Below are 24586 nucleotides of genomic sequence, written 5' to 3'. Positions count from 1 at the left end.
ACAAGGAGTTGTGACATGACAGCCATTGCCTCTTTCGACGTCGACGCGCAGAAGGGATTCACCCCCGTGTGCCCGGACGAGTTGCCGGTGCCGGAAGGCGATCAAATTGTGGACGAACTCAATGCCCAGGCTGCCCTCGCCGATTTCCGAATCGGTTCCCGGGATGCCCACCCCGCCAATGCCCATTGGATCGCCAATCACCCGGATGAGGTGTTCAGCGAAGTGGAAGGCGACAATGTGGATATCAAGTGGCCCCCGCACGCCCTGGTGGGCACTACCGGCTTTGAGTTACTGGACGGTCTGCCGCACCCCGTAACCGGCTACCATTTGATGGTGAGCAAAGGACTGGATCCCGACTGCCACCCCTATGGCGCCTGTTATCACGATCTGGGCGACCGGGTCAGCACCGGTGTCATCGAGTTTCTGAACCACCACCAGGTCGGCACGGTGATTCTGGGCGGACTGGCGATGGACTACTGTGTCGCTAAAACAGCACTGCAACTGCGCGCCGCGGGCTTTCGGGTGATTCTGAACCGCGCCGCCACCCGTGGCATTGCCCCAGACAGCATGGCCGCAGCGGAGCACCAGATGAAGCAGTCCGGGGTAGAGCTGGCAGCGTCGGCCGAGGAGGTTCGTCAGCTGATTGCCTGAGTCACGCGCGCCAGCCGGGCGGGGCCGCCCGCGTCCGGCGCGCAGCTGCTAAGCTGAATGAAAAGATGCCTGTGTGACCAGGTAGCGGGTCCGGGTGGCCGGTGCGCTTGGTTTGCAAGGAAGGGACAGCGGGCCGAACGGGAGGGCAAGGCAATGCATAATAACCGTAAGCGCACCGGCAGGACCGCACTGCTGATGGTGTCATTCCTGTGGCTGAGCGCGTGTATCTCCCACCAGCAATACCGCCACGATTACCACCCCTGTGTGTCAGCCAGCCCCGAAGCCGATTGCCAGACCAGCGCAATACAGGTTTACCAAAGCCCGGCGGCCGAAAGTCAGGGTTATCTGCTGGGCTTTGTCGAGTTTGATGATCAGGGACACCTGTGGGACAGACAGCAAATGCGTCGGGTGCTCGATCAGTTTGCCGAGGCCGGTGCCCGCCGGGATTTGCTGATGGTGGTGTTCGCCCACGGCTGGAAACACAGCGCCAGAGCCGGTGACGACAATATCGACAAGTTCCGGGCCACGCTCAGACATCTGAGCGCCATGGAAACCGCCCTCAGCAAGCAGTCCGGCAAGCCGGCGCGGCAGGTGGCCGGTGTCTATCTGGGCTGGCGGGGTGGCTCGGTGAGTGTACCGTTACTCAAAGAACTGACGTTCTGGGACCGTAAAAACACCGCCCACAAGGTGGGGTACGGGGGGGTTACCGAAGTGCTCAGCCGGCTGGAGTTGCTGCGCATCACCAAACACGCCGTGGCCCGCCGGGATCAACAGGAGAGCGATACCCGGCTGGTGGTGATCGGCCACAGCTTTGGCGGTGCTGTGGTTTATTCGGCGCTCAGTGAAATACTGGAGCATGGCTTTGTTCATACGCAGGGGCCCGCGGGTCAGGTCAGTAACACGGTGGGCTTTGCCGATCTGGTGGTGCTGATCAACCCGGCGTTTGAAGCCATCCGTTATAGCAGCCTGAGTGACATGTCCACTGAGCGCGGTACCTATTTTGTCGGCCAGCTGCCAACTCTGGCGGTGCTGACGTCGGAAGCGGACCGCGCGACCAGATTTGCGTTTCCGGCGGGCCGCTGGTTTTCCACCCTGTTTGAAAAAGAACGGCAGGTCAAACGGCCCAACCCGGTGCGCCGGCAGCCGGAAAGCATCGACGAGGGTAAGGCCAACATCACCACCATCGGCCATTTCGAGCCCTACCAGACCCATTATCTCCGAGCCAGCGAAGTGCTCACCGACGAACAGCCGGCCAGGTTTGACGTCGCCACGGAGGTGGCCTTGTTTGTGGCCGCCAGTGACGCCTGGGAGCAGGATCGCCCGGGCAGCCGCATTGTCTTTAACGGCTCTACGCTGGAGCGCAGCCTGAGCTCGGCGGGGCGCAACCCCTATCTGAACATTTATGTCGATGGTGAACTGATCAGCAACCACAACGATATCTACGACCCGCGTATCGAAAGTTTTGTGCGTCAGCTGATACTGATTGCCTCCCAGAGCCGGGAGCTGGCTGATCGCCAGCAATTGCGCAACGAGGTCAGGAAACCTTAGCGCTGTCCGGGCATCGCCGCTGCCTAAGCCCGGTCAGCCCGGGTTACCGTCGGTGGGGTTGAGGATTTTGACCTCCCGCTGCGGGAATGGAATGTCGATGTCGTGGTCTCGCAAGGCCTGCCAGATCATCAGTAACAGGTCCGCGCCGACACGGTTCACGCCGTCGTCGATGCCCTCCATCCAGAACTCCACCAGGATGTTGATGCCGGAATCACCGAAGCCACTGATTTCCGCATCCGCCAGTTCTTCTATGGGGGTGTCCGGTGCGTTGAGAACCTGGGGGTGCGAGCGCACCACCTCCTTGATCAGATCAAGCATTCTGGGGACATCCGTTTTATAGGCCACCTGAAACTCAATCGCGTAGCGTTGTTTGTCGTTGTTATGGGTCCAGTTGATGAACCGGCTGGTGACGAACTGTTCGTTGGGCACAACAATGTCTTTACCGTCAAAAGTTTCCAGCACCGTGGAACGCATATTGATTTCACGGATGGTCCCCGCCTGACCGTCGTCAAGCTGCAGGTAGTCACCCACCTTGAAGGACCGGTCCAGCAAAATAATGATGCCGGAGATAAAGTTGGCGGCGATCGCCTGCAGCCCAAACCCGAGTCCCACGCCGAGTGCACCGCCAAACACCGCCAGTGTCGTCAGATTAACGCCGATGATCTGTAGCAGCAAAATGAACAGTGCCGTTGCCAGGGCCACCTGAAAAAGCTTGGCGAGCACTTCACGGGTGCCGATATCAATCCGTTCCTGGCGCCGGATCACCTGCTGTCCGGCTCGGTTGGAGATGTGGCCGAGCCAGAACAACAGGGCTCCGAACACCGCCGCGCGCAACATTCCGAATATCGAGATGCGGATCTCACCGACATGAATGGCGAACGAATCTAGATAACCGATCACCGCATCGAGCCAACCGAACACATACAGTATAAGTATCGGCATCAACAGCCATTTGCAGGCCATGCTGACGACCGGGTTTTGGATAAAGCGTGTGACTATGTTGTAAATCAGAAAAATGACGGCCAGACTCTGGGCCAGAAGAATCAGCCATTTTTGTTGCACCAGCAGGCTGCTGAGCTGGGCCGCCACTCCGAGCGCTAGAATCGTAAGCAGCGGCGCCAGCGTTTGCTTGATGACCTGTATGGTTTTTCGTACCGGCAGCCAGCGCGCTGAGGGCGGCACCTCCGTCAGCGGCGTTGCATTGCGCTTTACCAGCGCCGCGAAGCCGTAGGCGAAGATCACCGCCAACACGATCATGGCGGCCTGCACATACACCATGGGGCCGGTCAGCCACGCCAGCAATAGCGCCATGAAGTGATCGAATTGCGCTTGCAGTGTGTCAATAGTCACTCAGGTCTCCACCCCGTCTCCCTGGCTTCATCACTGGTGTGGCCGCTGGCAGCAGTGCCGGAGACCAAGGTGCCACAGGAAACGCCTCCCGGCTGGCGCTTTAACAGAATATAGACTGCAATAATATGATGCGCCTCGACTCTTGAAGCTTGGCAGTTGGGGGCAGGGCGGTACCACAAGAATTCTTTGTCCGGTCGCCGGGATGTGAATTGCCGAAAGGAATGACGGTGCGATGGAAATTGACTTACACCTGATATGGAGCCATCTCTACAAAATCGGTATCGCCTTTGTGCTCGCATTGCCAATTGCCATGAACCGGGAGTACAAAGCCAACGGAGCCGGTTTGCGCACCTTTCCGCTGGTAGCCATCTCCTCCTGTGCGTTCATGCTGGTGGGCATGGACGTGTACGAGGGGGCGGAACCCGAAGCCCGAATCATGTATGGCATCATCACCGGCATGGGTTTTATTGGCGGGGGATCCATCATTAAAACCGAGGGACGGGCGGAAGGGACAGCGACAGCCGCCGGGTTATGGCTCACGGGGGCTATCGGGTTGTCGGTGGCCTACATGCGTTACGAAATCGCCCTTGTGCTGTCGTTCATCGGTTTTCTGATCTTTCAGTTCACCGGCCTCATCAAAAATGATCGGTCCTAGAACGGTTGGGCAAGGCAGCGTATTGGGCGGTGCCTGTTTTCATGAGACAAGAGTGTATAATTTATGAATCAGAGGGTTATCGAGCAATCTGCAAGTAAAGCGTACGGCGTGGGAGACGCCTCCTACCGGGCGGCGGGGGAGTTGGCGGGAATTACCAGGCTGGTAGACGACTTTTACGAACTTATGGACCGGCTTCCTGCAGCTAAAGCCATACGGGCCATGCATCCGGCTGACCTGACCGAATCGCGGAAGAAACTGGTCTGTTTTCTGTCGGGCTGGCTGGGCGGGCCCAAGCTGTATGCCCAGGAGTACGGCCCCATAAGCATCCCGGGAGCCCACCGACAGTTCCCCATTGGTGAAGCGGAGAGCGAGGCCTGGCTGTTGTGCATGCGCGAAGCCGCCGCCCGGCAGCCCTATGAACCGGCATTCCGGGACTACCTGCTGACCCAGTTACGGGTTCCGGCAGAGCGGATCAGGGCGGCGTGCGGCCGTTAAATGCAACGGGTCAGGTTTGGTTGAAGCGATTGGAGTGGCGTGCGTATGAATGAACAGTATACCCCCCCGAGAGTCTGGACCTGGGACGCGGAGAGCGGGGGCAAATTTGCCAGTATTAACCGTCCGGTTGCCGGCGCGACCCACGACAAGCAGTTGCCGGTGGGCAGACACCCGTTGCAGCTGTACTCCCTCGCCACCCCCAATGGGGTGAAAGTGACGGTCATGCTGGAGGAGTTGCTGGCGAAGGGCATTACGGAAGCCGAGTACGATGCCTGGCTGGTCGATATTTCTGAGGGGGAACAATTCAGCAGCGGTTTTGTAGGCGTGAACCCGAACTCCAAGATCCCGGCGTTGCTGGATTGCAGTGTTGCTCCGGCGACCCGGGTGTTTGAATCCGGTTCCATCCTGTTGTATCTGGCGGAAAAGTTTGGTGAATTTCTGCCAACGGAACCGGCCAGGCGCGCTCAGGCCATGAACTGGTTATTCTGGCAGGTGGGCAGTGCGCCCTTTCTGGGCGGCGGGTTTGGTCATTTTTATGCGTATGCCCCTGAAAAATACGAATACCCGATCAACCGTTACACCATGGAGGTCAAGCGCCAGCTGGATGTGCTCGACCGGCAGTTGGCCGACCACCCATTTATCGCAGGTAACGACTACAGCATTGCCGATATGGCGATCTGGCCCTGGTACGGTGCCCTGGTCAAGAACCGGGTGTACGAAGCCGCAGAGTTTTTAGCGGCGCACACCTACACCCACGTGAACCGCTGGGCGGAGGAGATCGCGGCCCGGCCCGCGGTACGGCGCGGTCGAATCGTTAACAAGGCCTGGGGGGAACCAGGTGCGCAGTTGCACGAGCGCCACGACGCCAGTGATTTCGAGCTGCGCACTCAAGACAAGCTGGAACAGGCCGAATGACCCCTCGCTATCCGCTCAGGCCAATACCGCCGGCTGTGTCAGTGTCCGGCCGGGTCCCGGTCGCAGACAGGCCCGAAGCGCGGGTAATCAGGTAGCGCTCCAGCGCCTCGACCTCGCTGGCGGACGCGTACAGACCTTGCTTGGTGCGTCGCCAGAGAATGTCGTCGGCAGTCACGGCCCATTCGTTGTGTACCAGGTAGTCGACTTCTTTCTCATACAGGGAGCCCAGAAAGTGCGTGCCCAGATCCGTCATGGCGGTACAGTCGTGTAAAAACTCACGGCACAGGGTGCCGTAGGTGCGCACATAACGGCTCACCAGCGCATCAGATAACCAGGGGTAGGTGTGTTTCAGTGAGGCAGCCAGGCTGTCCTGGTTGTCGAAATCACCTCCGGGAAGCGCGGCCGTTTTGGTCCACCGTACTTTGGAAACACCCAGATACTGGCACAGCTTGTCCGTGGCCGCCTCGGCCAGTTTGCGGTAGGTGGTAATTTTGCCCCCGAAGACTGAGATCAACAGCGCCTGTTCGTCGTCACTGACTTCAAAGGTGTAGTCGCGGGACGCCTTTTGCGCATTTTCTTCTTCATCATCCATCAGGGGGCGCACACCGGAAAAGGACCAGATGACATCGGCGGGGATCAATTGCCTTTTAAAATGGTCGTTGACGATGTTCAGCAGATAACTGGTTTCTTCCGCGGAAATTTTTGCCTCCCCCGGGTCGCCCTGATATTCCACGTCGGTGGTGCCCACCAGCGAAAACCGGTCTTCGTAGGGGATTACAAAGACGATACGCTCGTCTTCATTTTGCAGAATGTAAGCCTCGTCGTCCTGATTAAGGCGGGGCACCACAATGTGGCTGCCCTTGACCAGGCGGATCATTTTCGGCGCGGGCATTGCCAGGCTTTCACCAAACAGGGTACTCACCCAAGGGCCGGAAGCGTTGACGATTGTTTTGGCGGATACCATCCGGTCCGTTTGGCGGCGGGTGTCACGCAGAGTAACTTGCCAGTGGTCCCGCCCACGCACCGCGTTCACACATTTGGTGCGGGTCAGGATAGTGGCGCCAAGCTGTTCCGCTTTTTTCGCCGTTAGCACCACCAGACGCGCGTCATCCACCCAGCCGTCCGAGTATTCGAACCCTCGGGTGATGCTCGCTTTGAGCGGCCCGGATTGGTCGAAACGGATGGCGCGGGAACCCGGCAGGATCTCGCGCCTGGCCAGATGGTCATACAGAAAAAGACCCGCGCGAATCATCCATGCCGGGCGTAAGTGAGGCCGGTGCGGCAGTCGGAAGCGCATGGGCCACATGATATGGGGGGAGTTGCGCAACAGCGCTTCCCGCTCGGCCAACGCCTTTCGCACCAGCCCAAACTCGTACTGCTCCAGGTACCGCAACCCGCCGTGAATCAGTTTGCTGCTGTTGGACGACGTGGCCGAAGCCAGGTCATTCATTTCACACAACAGGACTTTCAGACCTCGGCCGGCGGCATCCATGGCGATGCCGGCGCCATTGATGCCGCCGCCCACGACGACGACGTCATAAGATTGGGGTTCCACTGACATGGTTGGCTGTCTCCTGGGGCCGTCAGAAACGAAGTGTTAGAGGCATTATGCGAAAGTCTAAGATATTCGTAAAGGAAAAAAAGAAAACAAACGAAAATGGCGGGTGGGTAGCGGACGGCCGTCCGGATCGGGTTCAGGCGGTGCTCAGACCAGATGCAGGGTTACGTTATGCTCGTGCAGCAGGCGGGAGATTTCGGCCGGAGGTTGCTGGTTGGTAAACACGTGATCCGCCTGAGTGATGCTACCCAGCCGCACCATCGCGTTGCGGCCAAACTTGGAGTGGTCGGCCGCCAGCAGTATCTGATCGGAATTGGCAATGATCGCCTGGGCAACGCGGACTTCACGGTAATCGAAATCCAGCAGTGAGCCATCGTTGTGAATGCCACTGATACCGATAATGCCAAAATCCATCTTGAACTGATTGATGAAATCCCGGGTGGCCTCACCCACGATGCCGCCATCCCGACTGCGCACTTCACCACCGGCAATGATGACGCGAAAATCTTCCTTGGCCGAGAGAATGGACGCCACGTGCAGGTTGTTGGTGACAATCTGCAGGTCATTCTTGGCCAGCAAGGCCCTGGCAATGGCTTCGGTGGTGGTGCCAATATTGATGAATATGGAGGAGTTGTCGGGGATCAGTTTTACCAAGGCTTCGGCGATGCGTTCTTTGGCCTCCAGGTCCATAATTTTGCGCGCCTGGTAGGCGGTATTAACGGTGCTGGACTCGATACCGGCACCGCCGTGATGGCGCCGCAATTTTTTGTGTTTGGCCAGTTCGTTCAAATCCCGGCGAATGGTCTGCGGCGTAACCTTGAATTGTTCCACCAGCTGTTCGGTGGTCACAAAACCGTTCTGCTGGATCAGCTCCAGGATCAGGTCTTGCCGGCGCCGTTGTGCCATTCAACTTCCTCCACCTGTGGGTGTTCCTACCCGAATGCGTGTATAACTGAACAAGATATTGAAAGCTTAATCGTTTTACATGTTTTATGCAGCCATTTTAGCCAGTTGGACGCGGATAAGGGGAGTAAATGAGTCAAATCTCTTGGTGTTTATGTTCAAAAAAGTAAAAATACGAACAAACAAGAAAGCGAGGCCTATACGCAATGAGTCAATACCTACTCTCCATTGATCAGGGAACCACCAGTTCCCGCGCCATCCTCTTCGACTTGCGCGGCAACATACACGCGGTCCGGCAACAGGAGTTTCCCCAACATTTCCCGCATAGTGGCTGGGTGGAACACGATCCCGAGGATATCTGGTCGACGGTGCAGGACACCTGCGAAGCGATCATGGCTGAGGCTCTGGGGGCGGACGACCAAGTGCTGGCGGTGGGCATCACCAATCAGCGCGAAACCACCATCCTTTGGGACCGGCAGACCGGTGAACCGGTCTACAATGCGATCGTCTGGCAGGACCGGCGGACCGCCGAATACTGCAAAACCCTGAAACTGGCCAGCCACGAACCCTGGGTGCACAGCAAGACGGGCTTGTTGATTGACCCGTATTTTTCCGCCACTAAAATCCGCTGGATACTGGAGAATGTCCCCGGTGTTCGGGAGCGGGCCGAACGGGGTGAACTGGCGTTCGGTACCGTGGACTGTTTTTTGCTGTGGCGGTTGACCGGTGGGCGCGAGCACCGCACCGATGCCACCAATGCCAGTCGTACCCTGTTGTTTAACATCCATACCCAGCAATGGGATGAAGAACTGCTGGAACTGTTCAACGTCCCTTCGTCGTTGTTACCCGAGGTGATGGACTCAGCGGATGATTTTGGTGATATCAGCGCAGCGGGCCGGTTGAATGGTACGCCCGTGTGCGGCGTCGCTGGCGACCAGCAGGCAGCCCTGTTCGGACAGACCTGCTTCGAGGTGGGAATGACCAAAAGCACTTACGGAACCGGCTGTTTTCTGATGCTCAATACCGGCGATAAAGCACTGCGCTCCGAACACCGTTTGCTGACCACGGTGGCCTATCGGCTGCAGGGTAAACCGACCTACGCACTGGAAGGGAGCATCTTTATTGCCGGAGCGGCGATTCAGTGGCTGCGGGATGGCCTGCATCTGATTCGCAATGCCTGCGACAGTGAGCCTCTGGCAGAGGGCACACCGGTTGATCACGGGGTGTATCTGGTGCCGGCGTTCACCGGGTTGGGTGCGCCATACTGGGATCCGGACGCCCGCGGCGCAATCTTCGGGCTGACCCGGGACACTGGCATCAGGGAGATTGTGACAGCCGGTTTGCAGTCGGTGTGTTACCAGTCCAAAGATTTGCAAAAAGCCATGGAAAAAGACGGCATTCGTCCCACGGCCCTGCGGGTGGATGGCGGTATGACGACCAACAACTGGCTGCTGCAGTTTCTGGCCGACATTCTGGGGGCCACTGTTGACCGGCCTTCGGTGGTGGAAACCACCGCTCTGGGGGTTGCCTATCTGGCCGGGTTGCAAGCGGGCGTGTACGAGTCGCTGGACGAGCTGGCCGAGATGTGGCGTTGTGACCGCAGCTTTGCCCCGGCAATGACCAAAGCACACCGCGACCGTTTGTACGACGGCTGGATCCAGGCCGTGCGCAAACTGTGAGCGGGTGATCAACGCAGGCCCAGCGCCCGCAGGCGCTTGTACAGGGTGTTACGGCTGATTGCCAACTCCCTCGCCGCGCGGGACACATTACCCTCACAGTGATGGTACACCTGCAGGGTATGCACCAAGGGATCCGTGCTGACGGTGTGTGCCTCATCACCAGCTGAGAGTGACGGCGCGCTGCCGCCCGCCTCCGTTGGCGTGTCAGCTTCGAGTTGCCCCAGAAAATCAGCGGGCAGATGCCAGATCTGCAAGTCTTCGCCATCGGCCAGCGCCACCGCGACGCGGATTACATTCACCAGCTGGCGGATATTGCCGGGCCAGGGATGACTCATCAGAGCTGCCAGCACCCGGGGCGACAAGGTGTGACTGTGCACCGGGTCGCGATACTGACTGTAGATTTGTTGCATCAGGCCCTGCTTGTCGGTTCGCTCCCGCAGGGGCGGCAACTCCACACTCAGTCCGTTGATCCGGTAATACAGATCGGCGCGCAATTGCCCCGATGCCACCAGCGACCCGCCGTCGCGATTGGTGGCGGTGATCAGCAGCAAGTCCACCGGTACACCGGTGCTGGCACCGACCGGTGTCACCCTCCTTTCCTGCAGCACCCGCAACAAGCGGGACTGGGCCGCTAATGGCATCTCGCCAATCTCATCCAGAAACAATATGCCCTTGTCGGCGCTGCGGATGTGCCCCAGCGAACCCTGGGCTCTGGCACCGGTAAAGGCGCCAGGCTGGTAGCCAAACAGCTCCGATTCCACCAGTTCTGGCGGAATGGCGGCGCAATTGACGGCCACCAGCGGTTGTTGTCTGCGCCGGGAGGCCTGGTGCAGGGCGTTAACGAGAACCTCCTTACCCACCCCGGTTTCCCCCGTAATCAGCAGCGGTACCCCGCGTTCCAGGACTTTCAGGCTTTGTTCCGCGCAGCGGCGTACCCGGGGGTCGCCGAATTCCAGGGTCGCAAAGCGGGTGGCAGGGGGGCGCTGGCAGGAGGTGCCGCACAGCCAGAGGGTCGGTTGACCTGGGCGCTCAACCGCACCCGGCCTCTGGTGATGAGTTGCAGCGGGGTGTGGGGCGGGTGGGTAAGAATGTGGGTACGGTGGGCGGTGAACAGATCGTCCAGCCGGTGGCCCACCGCGGCTATTTTCAGCAGCTGATCCGCCCGCGGATTACTGGCCACTACCCGTGCGCTGGCATCGCAAATCAGCACGCCTGACCAGGGGCTGTCGATATTATCCGCGGTGGTGCTGAGGGTCAGCTGGAAATGGTCGTCCTCAAACTGCTTTCTGAGTAACCGGTTGCCCACGGATTGGGACAGCAACCGAACCAGCCCCAGTGTGTGGGCCTGAGGGAGGTAGGCGTCGCTGAACAGGCCGAGCACCCCCGTCAGATTTTTGTGGGGGTCGAAGATGGGGGCGGCGGAACCGACCAGGCTGCGGTTGGCGCGCAGGAAATGCTCGTTGCGCTGAATCTGGACGGCTTCACCGGTGGCAACGGCGGTGCCGATGGCATTGGTGCCGCACAAGTGTTCCTGCCAGTTGGCGCCCGGCCGGAACCAGGGCTTCAGTCGTGCGGCGGTCGTGCGCGCATCCCCCCAGCTTTTCAGTACCGTCGCCTGGCGGTTGGCCAATAGCATCAGGCACCGGCTGTGGGCAAGTACGTTGCGGTAGTAAGGCACAACCTCGGTTTCGGCGTGGGTCAGCAACAGGCGGTGCTGCCGTTCCAGCTCCGCCAGCTGCGTCCCGTCCAGTTCCACAGGTATGGGCTCGTGGGCCTGATCCAGACCCCAGGCGGTACAGCGCTCCCAGGATTGCTCGATCAGCCCCGACCCGACGGCGTGTTCGTTGTCATTCACCAGTGCGCGCCCTCGTGCTGTTGTTGGAGTTATCGGGTGCTGCAGTGCCACGTGAATTGTTCAGGGTTGCACGGGCAACTGTTCAATCCACTGTGCAATCAGTGTAGGAGGCAATGTTCAGAATGAACAAGTTGGCGTTAAACGAACCCCGCAGTGCGGGCACCGTAATTGCCGGCCGATAAACAATCCTTTGAAGATCAACACCCTGGAAGGCTGTTCACCCGCGGCGCGGGGAACTGGTACGGCCTTTGCGTTGGATGGGCTGAAACGGATTGACGACCGGGCGCATTTGCCCGACGGGTTCCCCAGGGACTGCAAGGAACAGCCATGTCACTGACGCTCGAAAACCTGTCACGGAAAGTGGACGGTGTTGACTACATCCGCGATGTGAACCTCACCCTTGAAGCCGGCTCGTTCAACGTGCTGTTGGGCCGCACGCTGGCGGGCAAGACGTCGTTGATGCGCTTGATGGCAGGGCTCGACAAGCCCACCCAGGGCCGCTTGTATTACGACGGTGTGGAAGTCACCGGCGCAAGTGTGCAACGCCGCAATATCTCGATGATTTACCAGCAGTTCATCAATTATCCGAATATTACCGTGTACGAGAATATCGCGTCGCCCCTGCGTCTGGCCAGGGTGGCGGCGGCTGAAATCGATCGACGCGTGAAAGAGACCGCGTCGATGCTGCATATCGAACCGCTGTTGCAGCGGTACCCCCTGGAACTGTCTGGCGGTCAACAGCAGCGTACCGCGATGGCCCGCGCCCTGGTAAAAGACGCCACGCTGGTGCTGTTTGATGAACCCCTTGTCAATCTTGATTACAAATTGCGGGAGGAGTTGCGGGCAGAGCTGCGGGACTTGTTTCGTGTCCGCCAGTGCATCGGGGTGTACGCCACCACCGAGGCCAATGAAGCGCTGGCCCTGGGCGGCACCACGACGCTGCTACACGAAGGCAGGGTGGTACAGAGCGGACCGGTGATGGAGGTGTATCGCAACCCGGTGAACACCCTGGCCGCCCAACTGTTCAGTGAACCGCCGATGAATATGCTGCGCGGCCGGGTGAGCGACACCGAGATCACCTTCGATGAGTACTCCCACCATGGGTTGACCCGGGATTTGGCCCGGCTGGCACCGGGGGATTACTGGTTTGGAATTCGCCCCAGCCACATCGCCCTGGTACCGGCCCACGATGACGATCTGGAAATCTCCATGGAGGTAGCGCTCAGCGAAATCAGCGGTTCAGAAACCTTTATGCACGTTGAAAACCGTCATTTCGAGATGGTCACCCAATTGATGGGGGTGCATCAGTATCACACCGGCGCGCCCATCAAGGTGTATCTGCCGATCAACAAGCTGTTCGTGTTTGATCGCAACGAGCAACTGGTGCACACGCCGGCACAGGGCGGGGAGAGGGGCGGCTGATGGCTGAAATACAGTTGAAATCCCTGGCCCACAGCTACAGCGAGTCGCCCGCCGGACCCGAAGACTATGCGATCCGCCAGCTTGACCACGTGTGGCACAAAGGCGGCGCCTATGCCCTGCTGGGGCCTTCAGGGTGCGGCAAGAGCACCATGCTCAATATCATTTCCGGTCTGGTCCAACCCTCTGAAGGGGAGGTTCTGTTTGACGGTCAACGGGTCAACGAGTTGTCGCCACGGGAGCGTAACATTGCTCAGGTGTTCCAGTTTCCGGTGGTTTACGACTCGATGACGGTGTTTGAAAACCTGGCGTTTCCGCTGAAGAACAACAAGGTGCCGGGGGCACGCATCCAGACGCGGGTGGCAGAAATTGCCGAAATTCTGGAGATAGCAGACAAACTGCACAAAAAAGCCCGCAACCTGACCGCCGACGAAAAACAGAAGGTATCTATGGGGCGTGGCCTGGTGCGGGAAGATGTCACCGCGATTCTGTTTGATGAACCCTTGACGGTGATCGACCCCGCGCTCAAGTGGAAGCTGCGGCGCAAACTCAAGCAGATTCACGAACAGTTCGATATCACCATGGTGTACGTGACCCACGACCAGCTGGAAGCGTCCACCTTTGCCGACAAGATTGCCGTGATGTACGACGGCCAGATTGTCCAGTTCGGCACGCCCATCGAGCTGTTCGAGCACCCCAATCACACCTTTGTTGGCTATTTTATCGGCAGTCCCGGCATGAACCTCATTGACGTGGAGCGCAGTGCCGACGGCGTTAGTTTTGGCGCGGTGCGGGTGGCTCTGCAGGAGTGGCAGATCGAGCGATTGCAGGGTCTTGCGTCCAACAATATCAAAATCGGCATTCGTCCGGAATTCATCGAGCTGGCGTCCGGTGCGGCGGAGGGAAGTTACCAGGCGGAGGTTCTGGACATGGAAGATCTGGGTACTTACAAAATCATTACCGTGCGGCTGGGCACACAGCAACTGCAGGTGCGCATGCACGAAGACTTTGAGGCCGGGATCGGCAGCCGGGTGCACCTGTCGTTCCCGCCCCAATGGACCATGCTGTATGTGGATGAATTCCTGGTGCAGGAGCAATCGTGATGGACAGGATCCCCGATAACCGGGCGTGGTGGCTGGTGCTGCCGGTGTTTCTGCTGGTGGCGTTTTCGGCGCTGATCCCGTTGATGACCGTGGTGAACTATTCGGTCCAGGACATTTTCGGTCCGGGGCAGGCGTACTTTGTGGGCACGGAATGGTTCAGGGAAGTGCTGACCGACCAGCGGTTGCAGGATTCCCTGCTGCGCCAGTTTCTGTTCTCCGGTGCCGTGCTGCTGATCCAGATTCCCCTGGGAATCGGCGTTGCCCTGCTGATGCCCAAGTCCGGAATCAAGGGCTCACTGTGCCTGATTCTGGTGGCCATTCCGCTGTTGATTCCCTGGAATGTGGTCGGCACCATCTGGCAGATTTTCGCCCGCGGCGATATCGGCCTGTTTGGCTGGGGTGTGAATCAACTGGGCGTGGACTACAACTACACCGGGAACACGGTGGATGCATGGCTGACCGTGTTGCTGATGGATGTCTGGCACTGGACGCCTCTGGTGGCGTTGCTGTGTTACTCGGGGCTGCGGGCCATTCCGGAAGCGTTTTATCAGGCGGCGGAGATCGACCGGGCCTCCCGGTGGGCGGTGTTCCGCTACATTCAGTTGCCGCGGCTCAAAAGTGTGCTGGTCATTGCCGTGCTGTTGCGTTTTATGGACAGTTTCATGATCTACAGCGAACCGTTTGTGCTGACCGGCGGCGGCCCGGGCAGTTCCACGACCTTTCTGAGCCAGACGTTGACCACCATGGCGGTGGGTCAGTTCGATCTGGGTCGTGCGGCGGCATTCTCGCTGGTGTATTTCCTGATCGTGTTGCTGATTTCCTGGCTGTTCTTTACCGCCATCACGCACGCCGACAAAGACACCTGAGGCGGATGTTATGAACAGACCCGCCCGCTCGAAAAACGTTGCCATCGTCGTGTTCATCGTATTGCTGCTGACCCCGGTGTATTGGTTGCTGAACATGTCGTTCAAAACCAATCAGGAAATTCTCGGAGGGCTGACCCTGTGGCCCGAAAACTTCACCCTGGATAATTACGTGGTGATATTCACCGACCCCAGCTGGTACAGCGGTTACCTCAATTCGATGACCTATGTATCCATCAACGTGGTGATTACCCTGCTGGTGGCCTTGCCCGCTGCCTACGCGTTCAGCCGCTACAGGTTTCTCGGCGACAAGCATCTGTTTTTCTGGTTGCTGAGCAATCGCATGGCGCCACCGGCGGTGTTTCTGTTGCCCTTCTTTCAGTTGTACTCGTCCATCGGTCTGTTCGACACCCACATAGCGGTGGCGCTGGCGCACTGCCTGTTCAACGTCCCCCTGGCGGTGTGGATTCTGGAAGGTTTCATGAAGGGAGTGCCCCGGGAATACGACGAAATGGCGTACATCGATGGCTACAGTTTTCCGCGTTTCTTTGTGAAAGTGTTTTTGCCCATGATCCGTTCCGGCATCGGGGTAACCGCTTTCTTCGTGTTCATGTTCTCCTGGGTCGAACTATTGCTGGCCAGAACCCTGACCGCGGTCGATGCCCAGCCGATCGGCGCCATCATGACCCGCACCATCGGGGCGAGCGGCATCGATTGGGGGGTGCTGGCGGCGGCCGGTGTGCTCACCATTATCCCCGGCCTGCTGGTGATCTGGTTTGTGCGCAACCATGTCGCCAAAGGCTTCGCACTCGGACGGGTCTAGGGAGGCGATGATGATTGCGTGGATGAATTGGACCCCCAGCGTGGCCATCTTTTTCGCGGTGATTGCAGGCCTGCTGGCGGTGATGACCGTTTATGAACTGGTGTCCCCCAGCGTGGAGCGCAAGGGGTTTTTGCCCATTGCGACCACCCGTGGTGACCGTTTGTTTATCGGTTTGTTATCGGCGGCCTATATCCATCTGACCTTTCTCGCAGTCAGTGACGTGACCTTATGGGTTGCGCTGGCCGTGTCGGTCGCGTGGATGGTGGTCTTGCTGCGATGGGGGTAGGGGTAGGCCGGCGCGCTGGCCCGGCAGTTGGATTGGTGGTCACCCGTTTTTGGACGAACTAGCTTGATAGCTGTGCTCGAAAGCGAACACGAAACAACGTTCGAGCCCGGAAGGAAAGGATCGCGTGCTGTAACTGCGGTTGAAGGAAGCAACGGAGTGGGGCTAGCGCCCGCTCTTTACTAAACAGCAAATGAGGTCGGATATGTCTAACAACAACAAACGTCCCAAAGCTCTTATGCTCAGTGCCGCTATCGCCGCAGCCAGTTTGGGGATGAGCCTGCAGGCTTATGCAGATCAGTATGCAGACGCGGCGGAAAAGTGGGTCACTGAGTCTTTCCAACGGTCGACCCTCAGCAAGGAACAGCAGCTGGAAGAATTGGCCTGGTTTACCAACGCGGCGAAAGAGTTTCGCGGTATGGACATCAACGTGGTGTCGGAAACCATAGCCACCCATGAATATGAAGCAAGCGTCCTGGCGAAAGCGTTCACCGACATCACCGGTATCAAGATAACCCATACGCTGATCCAGGAAGGCGACGTGATCGAGAAACTGCAGACCCAGATGCAGTCGGGCCGGAACATCTACGACGCCTACGTGAACGACTCCGATTTGATCGGGACCCATTTTCGATATGGCAAGGTGGTGCCCATCGACGACATCATGAGTGGCTCCGGCAAAGACCTGACCCTGCCGACTCTGGATCTGGACGATTTCATCGGGCTCGATTTCACCACCGGGCCGGATGGCAAACTCTATCAACTGCCCGACCAGCAATTCGCCAACCTGTACTGGTTCCGGGCGGACTGGTTCGAACGTGACGACCTGAAACAGCAGTTCCGGGAGCGCTACGGGTATGAGTTGGGTGTACCGGTGAACTGGTCGGCGTACGAAGACATTGCCGAGTTTTTCTCGGTGCATGTCAAGGAAATCGATGGCAACCGGGTGTATGGCCACATGGATTATGGCAAAAAAGACCCGTCCCTGGGCTGGCGTTTTACCGATGCCTGGTTTTCCATGGCCGGGGCCGGCGACAAGGGGTTGCCTAACGGCGTGCCGGTAGACGAGTGGGGAATCCGGGTGGAAGAGTGCCACCCGGTTGGGTCTAACGTATCCCGCGGCGGCGCCACCAACGGCCCTGCCGCAGTCTACGCGACCACCAAATACGTTGACTGGATGAAGAAATACGCGCCGCCCGAAGCGACCGGCATGACCTTCTCGGAATCCGGGCCGGTTCCGGCTCAGGGCAACATTGCCCAGCAGATCTTCTGGTATACCGCGTTTACCGCCAGCATGGTGGAGGAAGGCCTGCCGGTCGTCAACGACGATGCCACGCCCAAGTGGCGCATGGCGCCTTCGCCCCGCGGCCCTTACTGGGAAGAGGGCATGAAACTGGGCTATCAGGATGTAGGCTCCTGGACCTTTTTCGATTCAACCCCCGAAAAACGTCGTCTGGCCGCCTGGCTGTATGCCCAGTTCACGGTCTCCAAGACGGTGTCGCTGGAAAAAACCATTGCCGGCCTGACCCCCATTCGTGATTCAGATATTAACTCGGAATACATGACGGAAATGGCGCCGAAACTGGGAGGCCTGGTGGAGTTCTACCGCAGTCCGGCGCGGGTGCAGTGGACCCCCACGGGTACCAACGTACCGGATTACCCCAAGCTGGCCCAGTTATGGTGGCAGTACATTGCCCAGGCCGCCAGTGGCGAAGCCACCCCCCAGAAAGCGCTGGATGGTCTGGCCGATGCGCAGGACCGGGTGATGGAGCGGCTGGAGCGGGCCAATGTCATGCCCAATTGTGGCCCCAAACTGAACGAGCCGCGGGACCCGCAGTACTGGCTGGATCAGCCAGGGTCACCCAAGCCCAAACTGGCGAATGAAAAGGTGCCGGGTAAAACCGTCCCTTATGAAGAACTGTTGCAAACCTGGGAAGACGCCCGCAAAGGCTGATGTCTGCCCCCTGCCTGTGGTCGCCTCCGGGTGATACAGGCAGGGCACTTTGGCGCTGAATGGATGACAGGTTAATAACGCTGGCGGTAATTGCCCGGGGTGTAACCGAGCAACTGGCGGAAGGCGGCAATGAACGCCGACAGGCTGTCATAGCCACAGGCCAGTGCCACCTCGGTCACGCTCATGTTCTGCTCCAGCAGGGGCAGGGCGGCCAGCAGGCGACTGCGCTGGCGCCACTGGCGAAAGCTCATGCCGGTGTGTTTACGGAAATCCCGCATCAGGGTTTTATCGCTGACCCCCAGTTGGGCGCTGAAATAGCTCAGTGGCTGCTGGCAGTCAGGATTCTGGCCAAGATAGCGGCACAAGGGCTGCAGCCGGACATCCCTGGGCCAGGGCAAGATCAACTCGCAACTGTTCGCTGCAGCCAGCTCGTCCAGCAACACTCCGACCAGGCGGCCCTCCGGGCCCGCTTCATCGTACTCGACCGGAAACTCACTGAAGGCGACGATCAGCTCGCGCAGCAAGGGGCGAATCTCCAGCACCTGGCACACAGACCGGTCGGGTAACACCTCAGGGGCCAGATACAGACTGCGAATCTCGGTGTCGGCGCTGCAGCGCACACTGTGCACGACTCCGGGCGGTATCCACACCGCCAGACTGGGGGGCGCCAGGTAACTTGCGGTGGCGGTTTCAACGGTCAGCACGCCGTGAATGGCGTAGGACAGCTGCACCCAGGGGTGCTGATGGTCGGTGGCGATGGCCTGGTTGGGCAGGGCCAGCTGCTGCCCGAGCACCGGTCGGGGCAGCTCGGTCAGGCGGGCCAATTCATCCAATAATTGCTGCTGCTTGTCCGTTTGGCGACGATTCATCTCATATTGCCGACAGAGTTAGGTCGGGTTTCACATTACAATAGCCGTTATTGTGTCTCAACCAGGGTTTCAGAATGTTTGCTCATTTACGGCTGTTGTTCGATAACTTCACCCTCGTACTGCTGGCGGTGGTGGCTGCCGCGACCTTGTTGCCTGCCCATGGGCAGGGGGCGGTGTTCTTCGAGGGGCTGACTGTTGCGGCGATCGCGCTGCTGTTTTTCATGCACGGGGCGAAATTGTCCCGGCAGGCCATTATTGACGGGGCTACCCACTGGCGGCTGCATCTGCTGGTGTTTGCCTGCACCTTCGTGATGTTCCCGCTGCTGGGGCTGGTGCTGAGACCGGTGGTGCTGCCCCTGCTGGGTGAGGAACTCTATCTGGGGTTGCTGTTTTTGTGTGTGTTGCCGGGCACGGTACAATCGGCCATTGCGTTTACTTCCCTGGCGGGGGGCAATATCCCGGCGGCGGTGTGCAGCGCCTCGGCTTCCAGTATCCTCGGCATTGTGTTGACCCCCGTGCTGGTGGCGCTGGTGATGAATGTACAGGCGGAGAGCAGTGCGGCGTCCATGCTCAACTCCATTCTGGCCATCAGTGTGCAGTTGCTGCTGCCCTTTGTTGTCGGGCACCTGATGCGGCCGTTGATCGGGGGCTGGATCGACAGACACCGCCCGGTTCTGGCCAAGGTGGACCAAAGTTCCATCCTGCTGGTGGTGTATACCGCGCTGAGTGCGTCGGTGATTGAGGGGTTGTGGAGCACGGTCTCGCCAACCGCCCTGGCGATGCTGACCGTGGTCTGCTGCCTGTTGCTGGCGCTGGTGTTGTGGTTGACCGCCACCTTCGGGCGGATGCTCGGGTTCAGTTGGGAAGACCGGATCACCATTGTGTTTGCCGGCTCCAAAAAAAGCCTGGCTACCGGCGTGCCCATGGCCAAGGTCCTGTTTGCGGGGTCCATGCTCGGACCTGTGTTGTTGCCGCTGATGATCTTTCACCAGATCCAGTTGATGGTGTGTGCGGTGATGGCACAGCAGTACGCGCGGGAAGGTCAGCCGGCGGAAGCGACGGGCTAGCCCGGCTGGTGGGTGGTTTTTGCCGGTCAGTGAAAGTCCCGCGAACTAACCGGCAGGTTGTTGATCAGGTTGCTGAGGTCGGTCAGCTTGCCGGCGATCACATGAATAACCTCGCCCTCTCTTTCCAGTACGCCTTTCACCTGCAATAACCGTGCGGTGAGCAGTGGCTTGCGCTGCTGCCGTGCGGTGGCCAGCCACACAATCACATTCACATTGCCGGTTTCGTCTTCCAAGGTGACAAAGGTCACGCCGGAGGCGGAACCGGGCCGCTGGCGGCCCGTCACCAGACCGGCCACCTGCACCGGCCGGCCGGGCTCCAGATCTTTGAGCTGTGCGGCGGTGCGACACCATGGCAGCTGGCCTTGTTCCCGAAGCAAGGCCAAAGGGTGACGTTGCAGGCTCAGTCCCTGGCTGCGGTAGTCGGCCATCAGATTCTGGCCTTCACTGGGTTCGGGCAAAGGCGCATCTCCAGCGTTATAAGCTTCGCCAGCATCGTGCGCGGACAAGGCCCCGTCTGACCCGGCAAACAACCCCGAGGAGAGCTCGTGGTCCAACAGTTGCCAGTACGCCTGGTGGCGGTTGGCGGTGAACCCGGGCATGGCGTTGGCACCCGCCAGTAACTCCAGGTCCCTCTGGTTGAGACCGGCCCGGCGGCGCAAGTCGCCGACCGTGCGATACCCTTGCGGGGGGCGCTGGTGCACAAGGGCCCTACCGCCCCTGGCCGATAGCCCGCGAATCAGGCGTAAACCCAGTCTCAGTGCCCCGTCTGGCTTTTCCAGGGTGTGATCCCAGTGGCTGCGATTCACGTCCGGCGGCAACACTGTCACCTGGTGGCGGCGGGCGTCCTGCACCAGTTGTGAGGGGGTATAGAACCCCATGGGCTGGCTGTTGAGCAGGGCGCAGTAGAAGGCGGCCGGGTGGTGACACTTGAGCCAGGCCGATACGTAGACCAGCACCGCAAAGCTGGCGGAGTGGGACTCGGGAAAGCCGTAGCCGCCAAATCCACAGATTTGCTGGTACAGCCGCTCGGCGAATTCCGGATCCTGGCCGCGTGCCAGCATGCCCTTCATCAGTTTGTCGCGAAAGGGCGTCAGGTTACCGTGTGATTTCCAGGCCGCCATGGCGCGGCGCAGCTGATCGGCTTCACCGGCACTGAAACCGGCGGCCACCATGGCCAGTTTGATCACCTGCTCCTGAAAGATAGGTACCCCCAGAGTGCGCCCCAGGACCTGGCGAATGGCCTCGTTGGGGTAATCGACCGGTTCCAGCCCGGCGCGGCGGCGCAGGTAAGGATGCACCATGTCTCCCTGAATGGGGCCGGGACGGACAATTGCCACCTGCACCACCAGATCGTAAAAGGTGGCCGGTTTCAACCGGGGCAGCATGCTGATCTGGGCGCGGGACTCCACCTGGAACACGCCGATGCTGTCGCCCCGCTGCAACATGGCGTAGGTGGCGGGGTCGTCCCTGGGGACGTCCTGGATGCGCACCGGCTGGCCGGTTGGCGCAGGGATCAGGGCCAGCGCCTTGCGTATCGCCGACAACATGCCCAAGGCGAGCACATCCACCTTCATCAGTCCCAGACTTTCCAGATCGTCCTTGTCCCACTGAATCACGGTGCGATCCGCCATGGCGGCATTCTCCACCGGTACCAGTTCCGCCAAAGGCCCGGCGCTGATCACAAAGCCGCCGACATGCTGGGAAAGGTGGCGAGGAAAGCCCAGCAACTGGTTGACCAAAAAGAAAAACTGATCGGCGACCCGCGGGTCGTTGGTGAGCCCCTTGGCGAGAATCTGCTGGCGCCAGTTGCTGGCTTGATCGCGCCAGTCAATGTGTTCCAGCAGCTGGTCGACCAGGGCGGCATCCAGCCCCAGGGCTTTGCCCACATCCCGGACCGCACTGCGCGGGCGATAGCGGATCACCGTCGCGGCCAGCGCCGCCCGTTCGCGGCTGTAACGCCGATAGATGTACTGAATCACTTCTTCCCGGCGTTCGTGTTCAAAATCCACATCAATGTCCGGCGGCTCATTGCGGTCTTTTGAAATGAAACGCTCAAACAACAGCTCTGCCTGAGCCGGATTGACCTCGGTGATCCCCAGGCAATAACACACCGCCGAATTGGCCGCCGACCCCCGGCCCTGACACAGAATACCCTGGCCGCGGGCAAAGGCGACGATGTCGTACACGGTAAGGAAGTAATGCTCGTACTGCAGTTCGGCAATCAACGCCAGTTCTTTGTGAATCAGCGTCTGCACCTTCAGGGGGATGCTTTCGGGGTAGCGCTGCTGCGCCCCGGCCCAAGTCAGACGCTGCAGGCAGGCGGCGGGCGACTCCCCGTCAGGGACCAGATCGGGGGGGTATTCATAACGCAGGGTGCCGGGCTCAAAGGTGCACTGTCGGGCAATCGCTACAGTTTCCTGCAGCCAGGCGCTGGGGAACAGCCGCTCCAGCACCGGCAAGGGCCGCAGGTAACGCTCGCCGTTCTGGAACAGACGGTGGCCGGCCCGCTCCAGTGAGATGTTGTGCCGGATCGCGGTTAACACATCCTGCAACGGCTGACGTTCCCGGCGGTGCATGTGCACCTCACCCAGGGCCACCACCGGGCAGTGCAGTTGCTCGGCCAGCGTGCGTACCCGGGCGAGCTGATGCGCCTCGCCGGGCTCCAGGGTGCGGGTGGCGCCTATCCAGAAACGATCGGTAAACCGCTGCTGCAGCCAGTGACCGCACGCCCGTGCCGAGTCCTGATCGGCTGCCTCAGGCGTGGGCGGTAACCACAGACACAGACAATCATCCAGGGCGTGCTCGTCCAGATCGGCTGTGTGCAAGGTGTAGTGACCCTTCTGCGCCCTGCGCCGGCCGGTGGTGATCAGCCGGCACAACTGGCCATACCCGGTGCGGGTACGGGCCAGCAGAACGAAGGCCGGCGCGCTGGCCCCCGGGGGGGCGTCGTCCAGTTCAAACCAGCTGCCGGTAATCAGCTTGACGGGGCTGTCTTTGAGCGCCGCCCAGGCCCGGGGAATGCCCGCCACCGAGCAGGCATCGGTGATCGCCAGAGCGTGATAACCCAGTTTGGCGGCTTGCTCCGCCAGCTCATGGGGGTGGGAGGCGCCGGTTAAAAAGGTGAAGTTGGTGAGGCTGAATAATTCAGCGTACGCGAGGCTGTTCATCAGCCAAACCAGCCGTGCACAAACCAGTGGCTGTTTACCCCCCGAAACACCCAGGCCAGCTGGCCGTCAGGCAGTTGGGCCACGTAGTAGTCCCGCTGCACCCGCTGGCCCTCCCACCAGCCACTGCTGATGCGTTCCGGCCCTGCCAGCCAGGCCTGCGGTGTTTCGGTCAGAGGTCGCGGCTCCGGCAACAGCCATAAGGGACGATCCGGGTAGTGATGGTGCTTCAGGGCCGGGTCAGCCCGGTGGGCGCGTTGCACTTCAGTGGCCGACCAGGCGTGTTCAGGGCGGTGATCGGCTTTGGGGGACAGCCGGATGAGCGCCCGGTTGCCGAGTCTGGCTTGCAGGCGGCTGACCAGGGTGTGCCAGGCTTCGCTGAGATCCTGGCCGTCACCGAGCAAATCAGGGCCGCCGGGTGTGGCGCGCCCCAGAAAGCGTTTGACGGATAACTTCATCTGGGTGACTGGCGCCGGCAACGGCTGCTGCTCCAGCCGCAACCGAATCAGCCCCAGAAAGGTCTCGGCGCGGTGCTCGGGGCCCGAGGTGCGGATACGTAACCGGGACGGTTCACGGTGACGGTGGTGCAGTTTCAGCAGCAAACAGTCGGTATCTTGCTGGCGCCAGCACAGATAGGCCTCCAGCTCTGTCAGCATCCGCCGCAGGGGGAATAACAACCGGGAGGCCTGTTCAATGTCCTGTACAAACTCGGTCTGTTGCCGGAACCGCCGGGGCGGCTGCCAGGGCGTTTGCGGATCTGCCCGGGTTCCCTGGATTTTCTGTACATGGGCCAGGATTTGCGGGGACAACCGATGGGCCAGTTCCGCCGGTGGCAGGGCCGCCACTTGTCCGAGGGTGTTCAGGCCCAGTCGCTGCAGGCGGGTACAGGTGCGGGCATCGAACCCGGCGGCGGACAGGGACAGGCGGGCCAGGGTGTTGGTCAGTTGCTCGCGGGTGGCGGTGCATTCGCCTTTGTGGGCCCGGGCGAGGAGGCGTGCGGCCAGAGGGGTGTACCCGGTTGCCAGGGTGGCCGTCAGCTGACGCTCCTCCAGGGCCCGTTGCAGGGTGGACCAGACTCCGGCAAGACCGTCATACAAGCGCAGCATGCTGCCAATTTCCATAAGTATGCCCGCCGGCGGGCACAGCACGATATGAGCGACGTGGCGATACAGCCAGAGCGCCTGATCCTCCAGAACCCTGGCTTCCCGGGCAGGGTCCGCGCGTACCAGGGTCAGATCCGGGGCCAGACTGGTGGCGGTTTTCAGTCGCATGCCCGGTCGCACGCCCAGCGTTCGCGCCTCGGGGCAGACCTGGAGGATGTTCTGGCCACTGCCTTCAACCACCACCAACGCCTGACGCCGTTCGTGATGGCGCCGGAGGTGATCCAGAATCAGGTGAGGGAAGTGCAGGTAGAGCCAGAGCATCGGGCCAA

Annotated in this window: 19 protein-coding genes and 1 pseudogene; 13 read left to right on the top strand and 7 right to left on the bottom strand. The window is 60.1% G+C overall.

The genetic code is table 11. The features are described 5' to 3' along the window. The first annotated feature begins 15 nt into the window (after nt 1-15). Together BG841_RS15320 and BG841_RS15315 are read left to right on the top strand one after the other, a co-directional pair. The gene (locus tag BG841_RS15320) at nt 16-651 is read left to right on the top strand and encodes an isochorismatase family protein (protein ID WP_070058438.1); all 636 of its coding nucleotides are present in this window, start codon (nt 16-18) and stop codon (nt 649-651) included. A gap of 153 nt (nt 652-804) precedes the next feature. Continuing rightward, on the top strand, nt 805-2199 hold the full coding sequence (locus tag BG841_RS15315; protein ID WP_070058437.1) for an esterase: 1395 nt from the start codon (nt 805-807) through the stop codon (nt 2197-2199). A 33-nt stretch (nt 2200-2232) separates the two neighbouring features. Here the strand turns inward: BG841_RS15315 and BG841_RS15310 are convergent, their stop codons facing one another. Beyond that, complete coding sequence (locus tag BG841_RS15310) at nt 2233-3549, bottom strand: mechanosensitive ion channel family protein (RefSeq protein WP_198929198.1); 1317 nt, start codon at nt 3547-3549, stop codon at nt 2233-2235. Between the two features lie 232 nt (nt 3550-3781). Between BG841_RS15310 and BG841_RS15305 the strand changes: the two genes are divergently transcribed. From BG841_RS15305 to yghU, 3 genes are all read left to right on the top strand, one after another. After that, the gene (locus BG841_RS15305; protein WP_070058436.1) at nt 3782-4204 is read left to right on the top strand and encodes an MgtC/SapB family protein; all 423 of its coding nucleotides are present in this window, start codon (nt 3782-3784) and stop codon (nt 4202-4204) included. A 63-nt stretch (nt 4205-4267) separates the two neighbouring features. After that, a complete protein-coding gene (locus BG841_RS15300; RefSeq protein ID WP_070058435.1) occupies nt 4268-4699 on the top strand; it encodes a group II truncated hemoglobin in 432 nt (143 codons plus the stop codon). A 45-nt stretch (nt 4700-4744) separates the two neighbouring features. Beyond that, nucleotides 4745-5614 carry a glutathione-dependent disulfide-bond oxidoreductase gene (yghU, locus tag BG841_RS15295; protein ID WP_070058434.1) on the top strand — a complete coding sequence of 290 codons (870 nt, stop codon included), beginning with the start codon at nt 4745-4747 and terminating at the stop codon, nt 5612-5614. A 7-nt stretch (nt 5615-5621) separates the two neighbouring features. On the opposite strand, the gene glpD is transcribed toward yghU, so the two are convergent. Beyond that, nucleotides 5622-7175, bottom strand: coding sequence for a glycerol-3-phosphate dehydrogenase (gene glpD, locus BG841_RS15290; RefSeq protein WP_070058433.1), 1554 nt, complete (start codon nt 7173-7175; stop codon nt 5622-5624). Between the two features lie 144 nt (nt 7176-7319). Further along, nucleotides 7320-8078 carry a DeoR/GlpR family transcriptional regulator gene (locus BG841_RS15285; RefSeq protein ID WP_070058432.1) on the bottom strand — a complete coding sequence of 253 codons (759 nt, stop codon included), beginning with the start codon at nt 8076-8078 and terminating at the stop codon, nt 7320-7322. 203 nt (nt 8079-8281) lie between these two features. On the opposite strand from BG841_RS15285, the gene glpK reads away from it, so the two are divergent. Further along, the gene (gene glpK / locus BG841_RS15280; RefSeq protein ID WP_070058431.1) at nt 8282-9754 is read left to right on the top strand and encodes a glycerol kinase GlpK; all 1473 of its coding nucleotides are present in this window, start codon (nt 8282-8284) and stop codon (nt 9752-9754) included. An 8-nt stretch (nt 9755-9762) separates the two neighbouring features. On the opposite strand, the pseudogene BG841_RS15275 reads toward glpK, so the two are convergent. Continuing rightward, nucleotides 9763-11609: pseudogene (locus BG841_RS15275) on the bottom strand (sigma-54-dependent Fis family transcriptional regulator). 327 nt (nt 11610-11936) lie between these two features. Here BG841_RS15275 and BG841_RS15270 point away from each other — a divergent pair. The 6 genes from BG841_RS15270 (at nt 11937) to BG841_RS15245 (ending at nt 18054) form a co-directional block, all read left to right on the top strand. Continuing rightward, a complete protein-coding gene (locus BG841_RS15270; RefSeq protein WP_070058430.1) occupies nt 11937-13031 on the top strand; it encodes an ABC transporter ATP-binding protein in 1095 nt (364 codons plus the stop codon). Then, the gene (locus tag BG841_RS15265) at nt 13031-14131 is read left to right on the top strand and encodes an ABC transporter ATP-binding protein (protein WP_070058429.1); all 1101 of its coding nucleotides are present in this window, start codon (nt 13031-13033) and stop codon (nt 14129-14131) included. Before BG841_RS15270 ends, BG841_RS15265 begins: the two co-directional genes overlap by 1 nt. Beyond that, a complete protein-coding gene (locus tag BG841_RS15260) occupies nt 14131-14997 on the top strand; it encodes a carbohydrate ABC transporter permease (protein WP_070058428.1) in 867 nt (288 codons plus the stop codon). The genes BG841_RS15265 and BG841_RS15260 overlap by 1 nt, the downstream gene beginning before the upstream one ends. 10 nt (nt 14998-15007) lie before the next feature. Beyond that, the gene (locus BG841_RS15255; RefSeq protein ID WP_070058427.1) at nt 15008-15817 is read left to right on the top strand and encodes a carbohydrate ABC transporter permease; all 810 of its coding nucleotides are present in this window, start codon (nt 15008-15010) and stop codon (nt 15815-15817) included. Between the two features lie 10 nt (nt 15818-15827). Further along, nucleotides 15828-16103: a DUF2160 domain-containing protein gene (locus tag BG841_RS15250; protein ID WP_070058426.1), complete on the top strand. Its 276-nt coding sequence runs from the start codon at nt 15828-15830 to the stop codon at nt 16101-16103. Between the two features lie 202 nt (nt 16104-16305). After that, nucleotides 16306-18054 (top strand): ABC transporter substrate-binding protein, encoded by a 1749-nt coding sequence (locus BG841_RS15245; protein ID WP_070058425.1) that lies wholly within the window; start codon nt 16306-16308, stop codon nt 18052-18054. Nucleotides 18055-18125: 71 nt separating this feature from the next. Here BG841_RS15245 and BG841_RS15240 read toward each other — a convergent pair whose 3' ends face one another. Next, nucleotides 18126-18923, bottom strand: coding sequence for an AraC family transcriptional regulator (locus tag BG841_RS15240; RefSeq protein WP_070058424.1), 798 nt, complete (start codon nt 18921-18923; stop codon nt 18126-18128). Between the two features lie 74 nt (nt 18924-18997). Here BG841_RS15240 and BG841_RS15235 point away from each other — a divergent pair, with 74 nt between their 5' ends. After that, nucleotides 18998-19990, top strand: coding sequence for a bile acid:sodium symporter family protein (locus tag BG841_RS15235; RefSeq protein WP_070058423.1), 993 nt, complete (start codon nt 18998-19000; stop codon nt 19988-19990). Nucleotides 19991-20016: 26 nt separating this feature from the next. Here the strand turns inward: BG841_RS15235 and BG841_RS15230 are convergent, their stop codons facing one another. Together BG841_RS15230 and BG841_RS15225 are read right to left on the bottom strand one after the other, a co-directional pair. Beyond that, nucleotides 20017-23157: an error-prone DNA polymerase gene (locus BG841_RS15230; RefSeq protein ID WP_070058422.1), complete on the bottom strand. Its 3141-nt coding sequence runs from the start codon at nt 23155-23157 to the stop codon at nt 20017-20019. Further along, a complete protein-coding gene (locus tag BG841_RS15225) occupies nt 23157-24578 on the bottom strand; it encodes a Y-family DNA polymerase (RefSeq protein ID WP_070058421.1) in 1422 nt (473 codons plus the stop codon). The genes BG841_RS15230 and BG841_RS15225 overlap by 1 nt, the downstream gene beginning before the upstream one ends. Between the last annotated feature and the right edge of the window lie 8 nt (nt 24579-24586).

This window comes from Marinobacter sp. X15-166B (assembly GCF_001752365.1).
In the GTDB taxonomy this organism is placed as follows: Bacteria; Pseudomonadota; Gammaproteobacteria; order Pseudomonadales; family Oleiphilaceae; genus Marinobacter.
Note: the sequence above shows the minus strand (reverse complement) of the source record. Positions and strands in the feature narration are given on the sequence as shown.

Excerpts from the sequence above, each read along its gene's own strand:
- BG841_RS15320 (WP_070058438.1), top strand. The coding sequence starts at position 16 with ATGACAGCCATTGCCTCTTTCGACGTCGACGCGCAGAAGGGATTCACC.
- BG841_RS15315 (WP_070058437.1), top strand. The coding sequence starts at position 805 with ATGCATAATAACCGTAAGCGCACCGGCAGGACCGCACTGCTGATGGTG.
- BG841_RS15305 (WP_070058436.1), top strand. The coding sequence starts at position 3,782 with ATGGAAATTGACTTACACCTGATATGGAGCCATCTCTACAAAATCGGT.
- BG841_RS15300 (WP_070058435.1), top strand. The coding sequence starts at position 4,268 with ATGAATCAGAGGGTTATCGAGCAATCTGCAAGTAAAGCGTACGGCGTG.
- yghU (WP_070058434.1), top strand. The coding sequence starts at position 4,745 with ATGAATGAACAGTATACCCCCCCGAGAGTCTGGACCTGGGACGCGGAG.
- glpD (WP_070058433.1), bottom strand. The coding sequence starts at position 7,175 with ATGTCAGTGGAACCCCAATCTTATGACGTCGTCGTCGTGGGCGGCGGC.
- BG841_RS15285 (WP_070058432.1), bottom strand. The coding sequence starts at position 8,078 with ATGGCACAACGGCGCCGGCAAGACCTGATCCTGGAGCTGATCCAGCAG.
- glpK (WP_070058431.1), top strand. The coding sequence starts at position 8,282 with ATGAGTCAATACCTACTCTCCATTGATCAGGGAACCACCAGTTCCCGC.
- BG841_RS15270 (WP_070058430.1), top strand. The coding sequence starts at position 11,937 with ATGTCACTGACGCTCGAAAACCTGTCACGGAAAGTGGACGGTGTTGAC.
- BG841_RS15265 (WP_070058429.1), top strand. The coding sequence starts at position 13,031 with ATGGCTGAAATACAGTTGAAATCCCTGGCCCACAGCTACAGCGAGTCG.
- BG841_RS15260 (WP_070058428.1), top strand. The coding sequence starts at position 14,131 with ATGGACAGGATCCCCGATAACCGGGCGTGGTGGCTGGTGCTGCCGGTG.
- BG841_RS15255 (WP_070058427.1), top strand. The coding sequence starts at position 15,008 with ATGAACAGACCCGCCCGCTCGAAAAACGTTGCCATCGTCGTGTTCATC.
- BG841_RS15250 (WP_070058426.1), top strand. The coding sequence starts at position 15,828 with ATGATTGCGTGGATGAATTGGACCCCCAGCGTGGCCATCTTTTTCGCG.
- BG841_RS15245 (WP_070058425.1), top strand. The coding sequence starts at position 16,306 with ATGTCTAACAACAACAAACGTCCCAAAGCTCTTATGCTCAGTGCCGCT.
- BG841_RS15240 (WP_070058424.1), bottom strand. The coding sequence starts at position 18,923 with ATGAATCGTCGCCAAACGGACAAGCAGCAGCAATTATTGGATGAATTG.
- BG841_RS15235 (WP_070058423.1), top strand. The coding sequence starts at position 18,998 with ATGTTTGCTCATTTACGGCTGTTGTTCGATAACTTCACCCTCGTACTG.
- BG841_RS15230 (WP_070058422.1), bottom strand. The coding sequence starts at position 23,157 with ATGAACAGCCTCGCGTACGCTGAATTATTCAGCCTCACCAACTTCACC.
- BG841_RS15225 (WP_070058421.1), bottom strand. The coding sequence starts at position 24,578 with ATGCTCTGGCTCTACCTGCACTTCCCTCACCTGATTCTGGATCACCTC.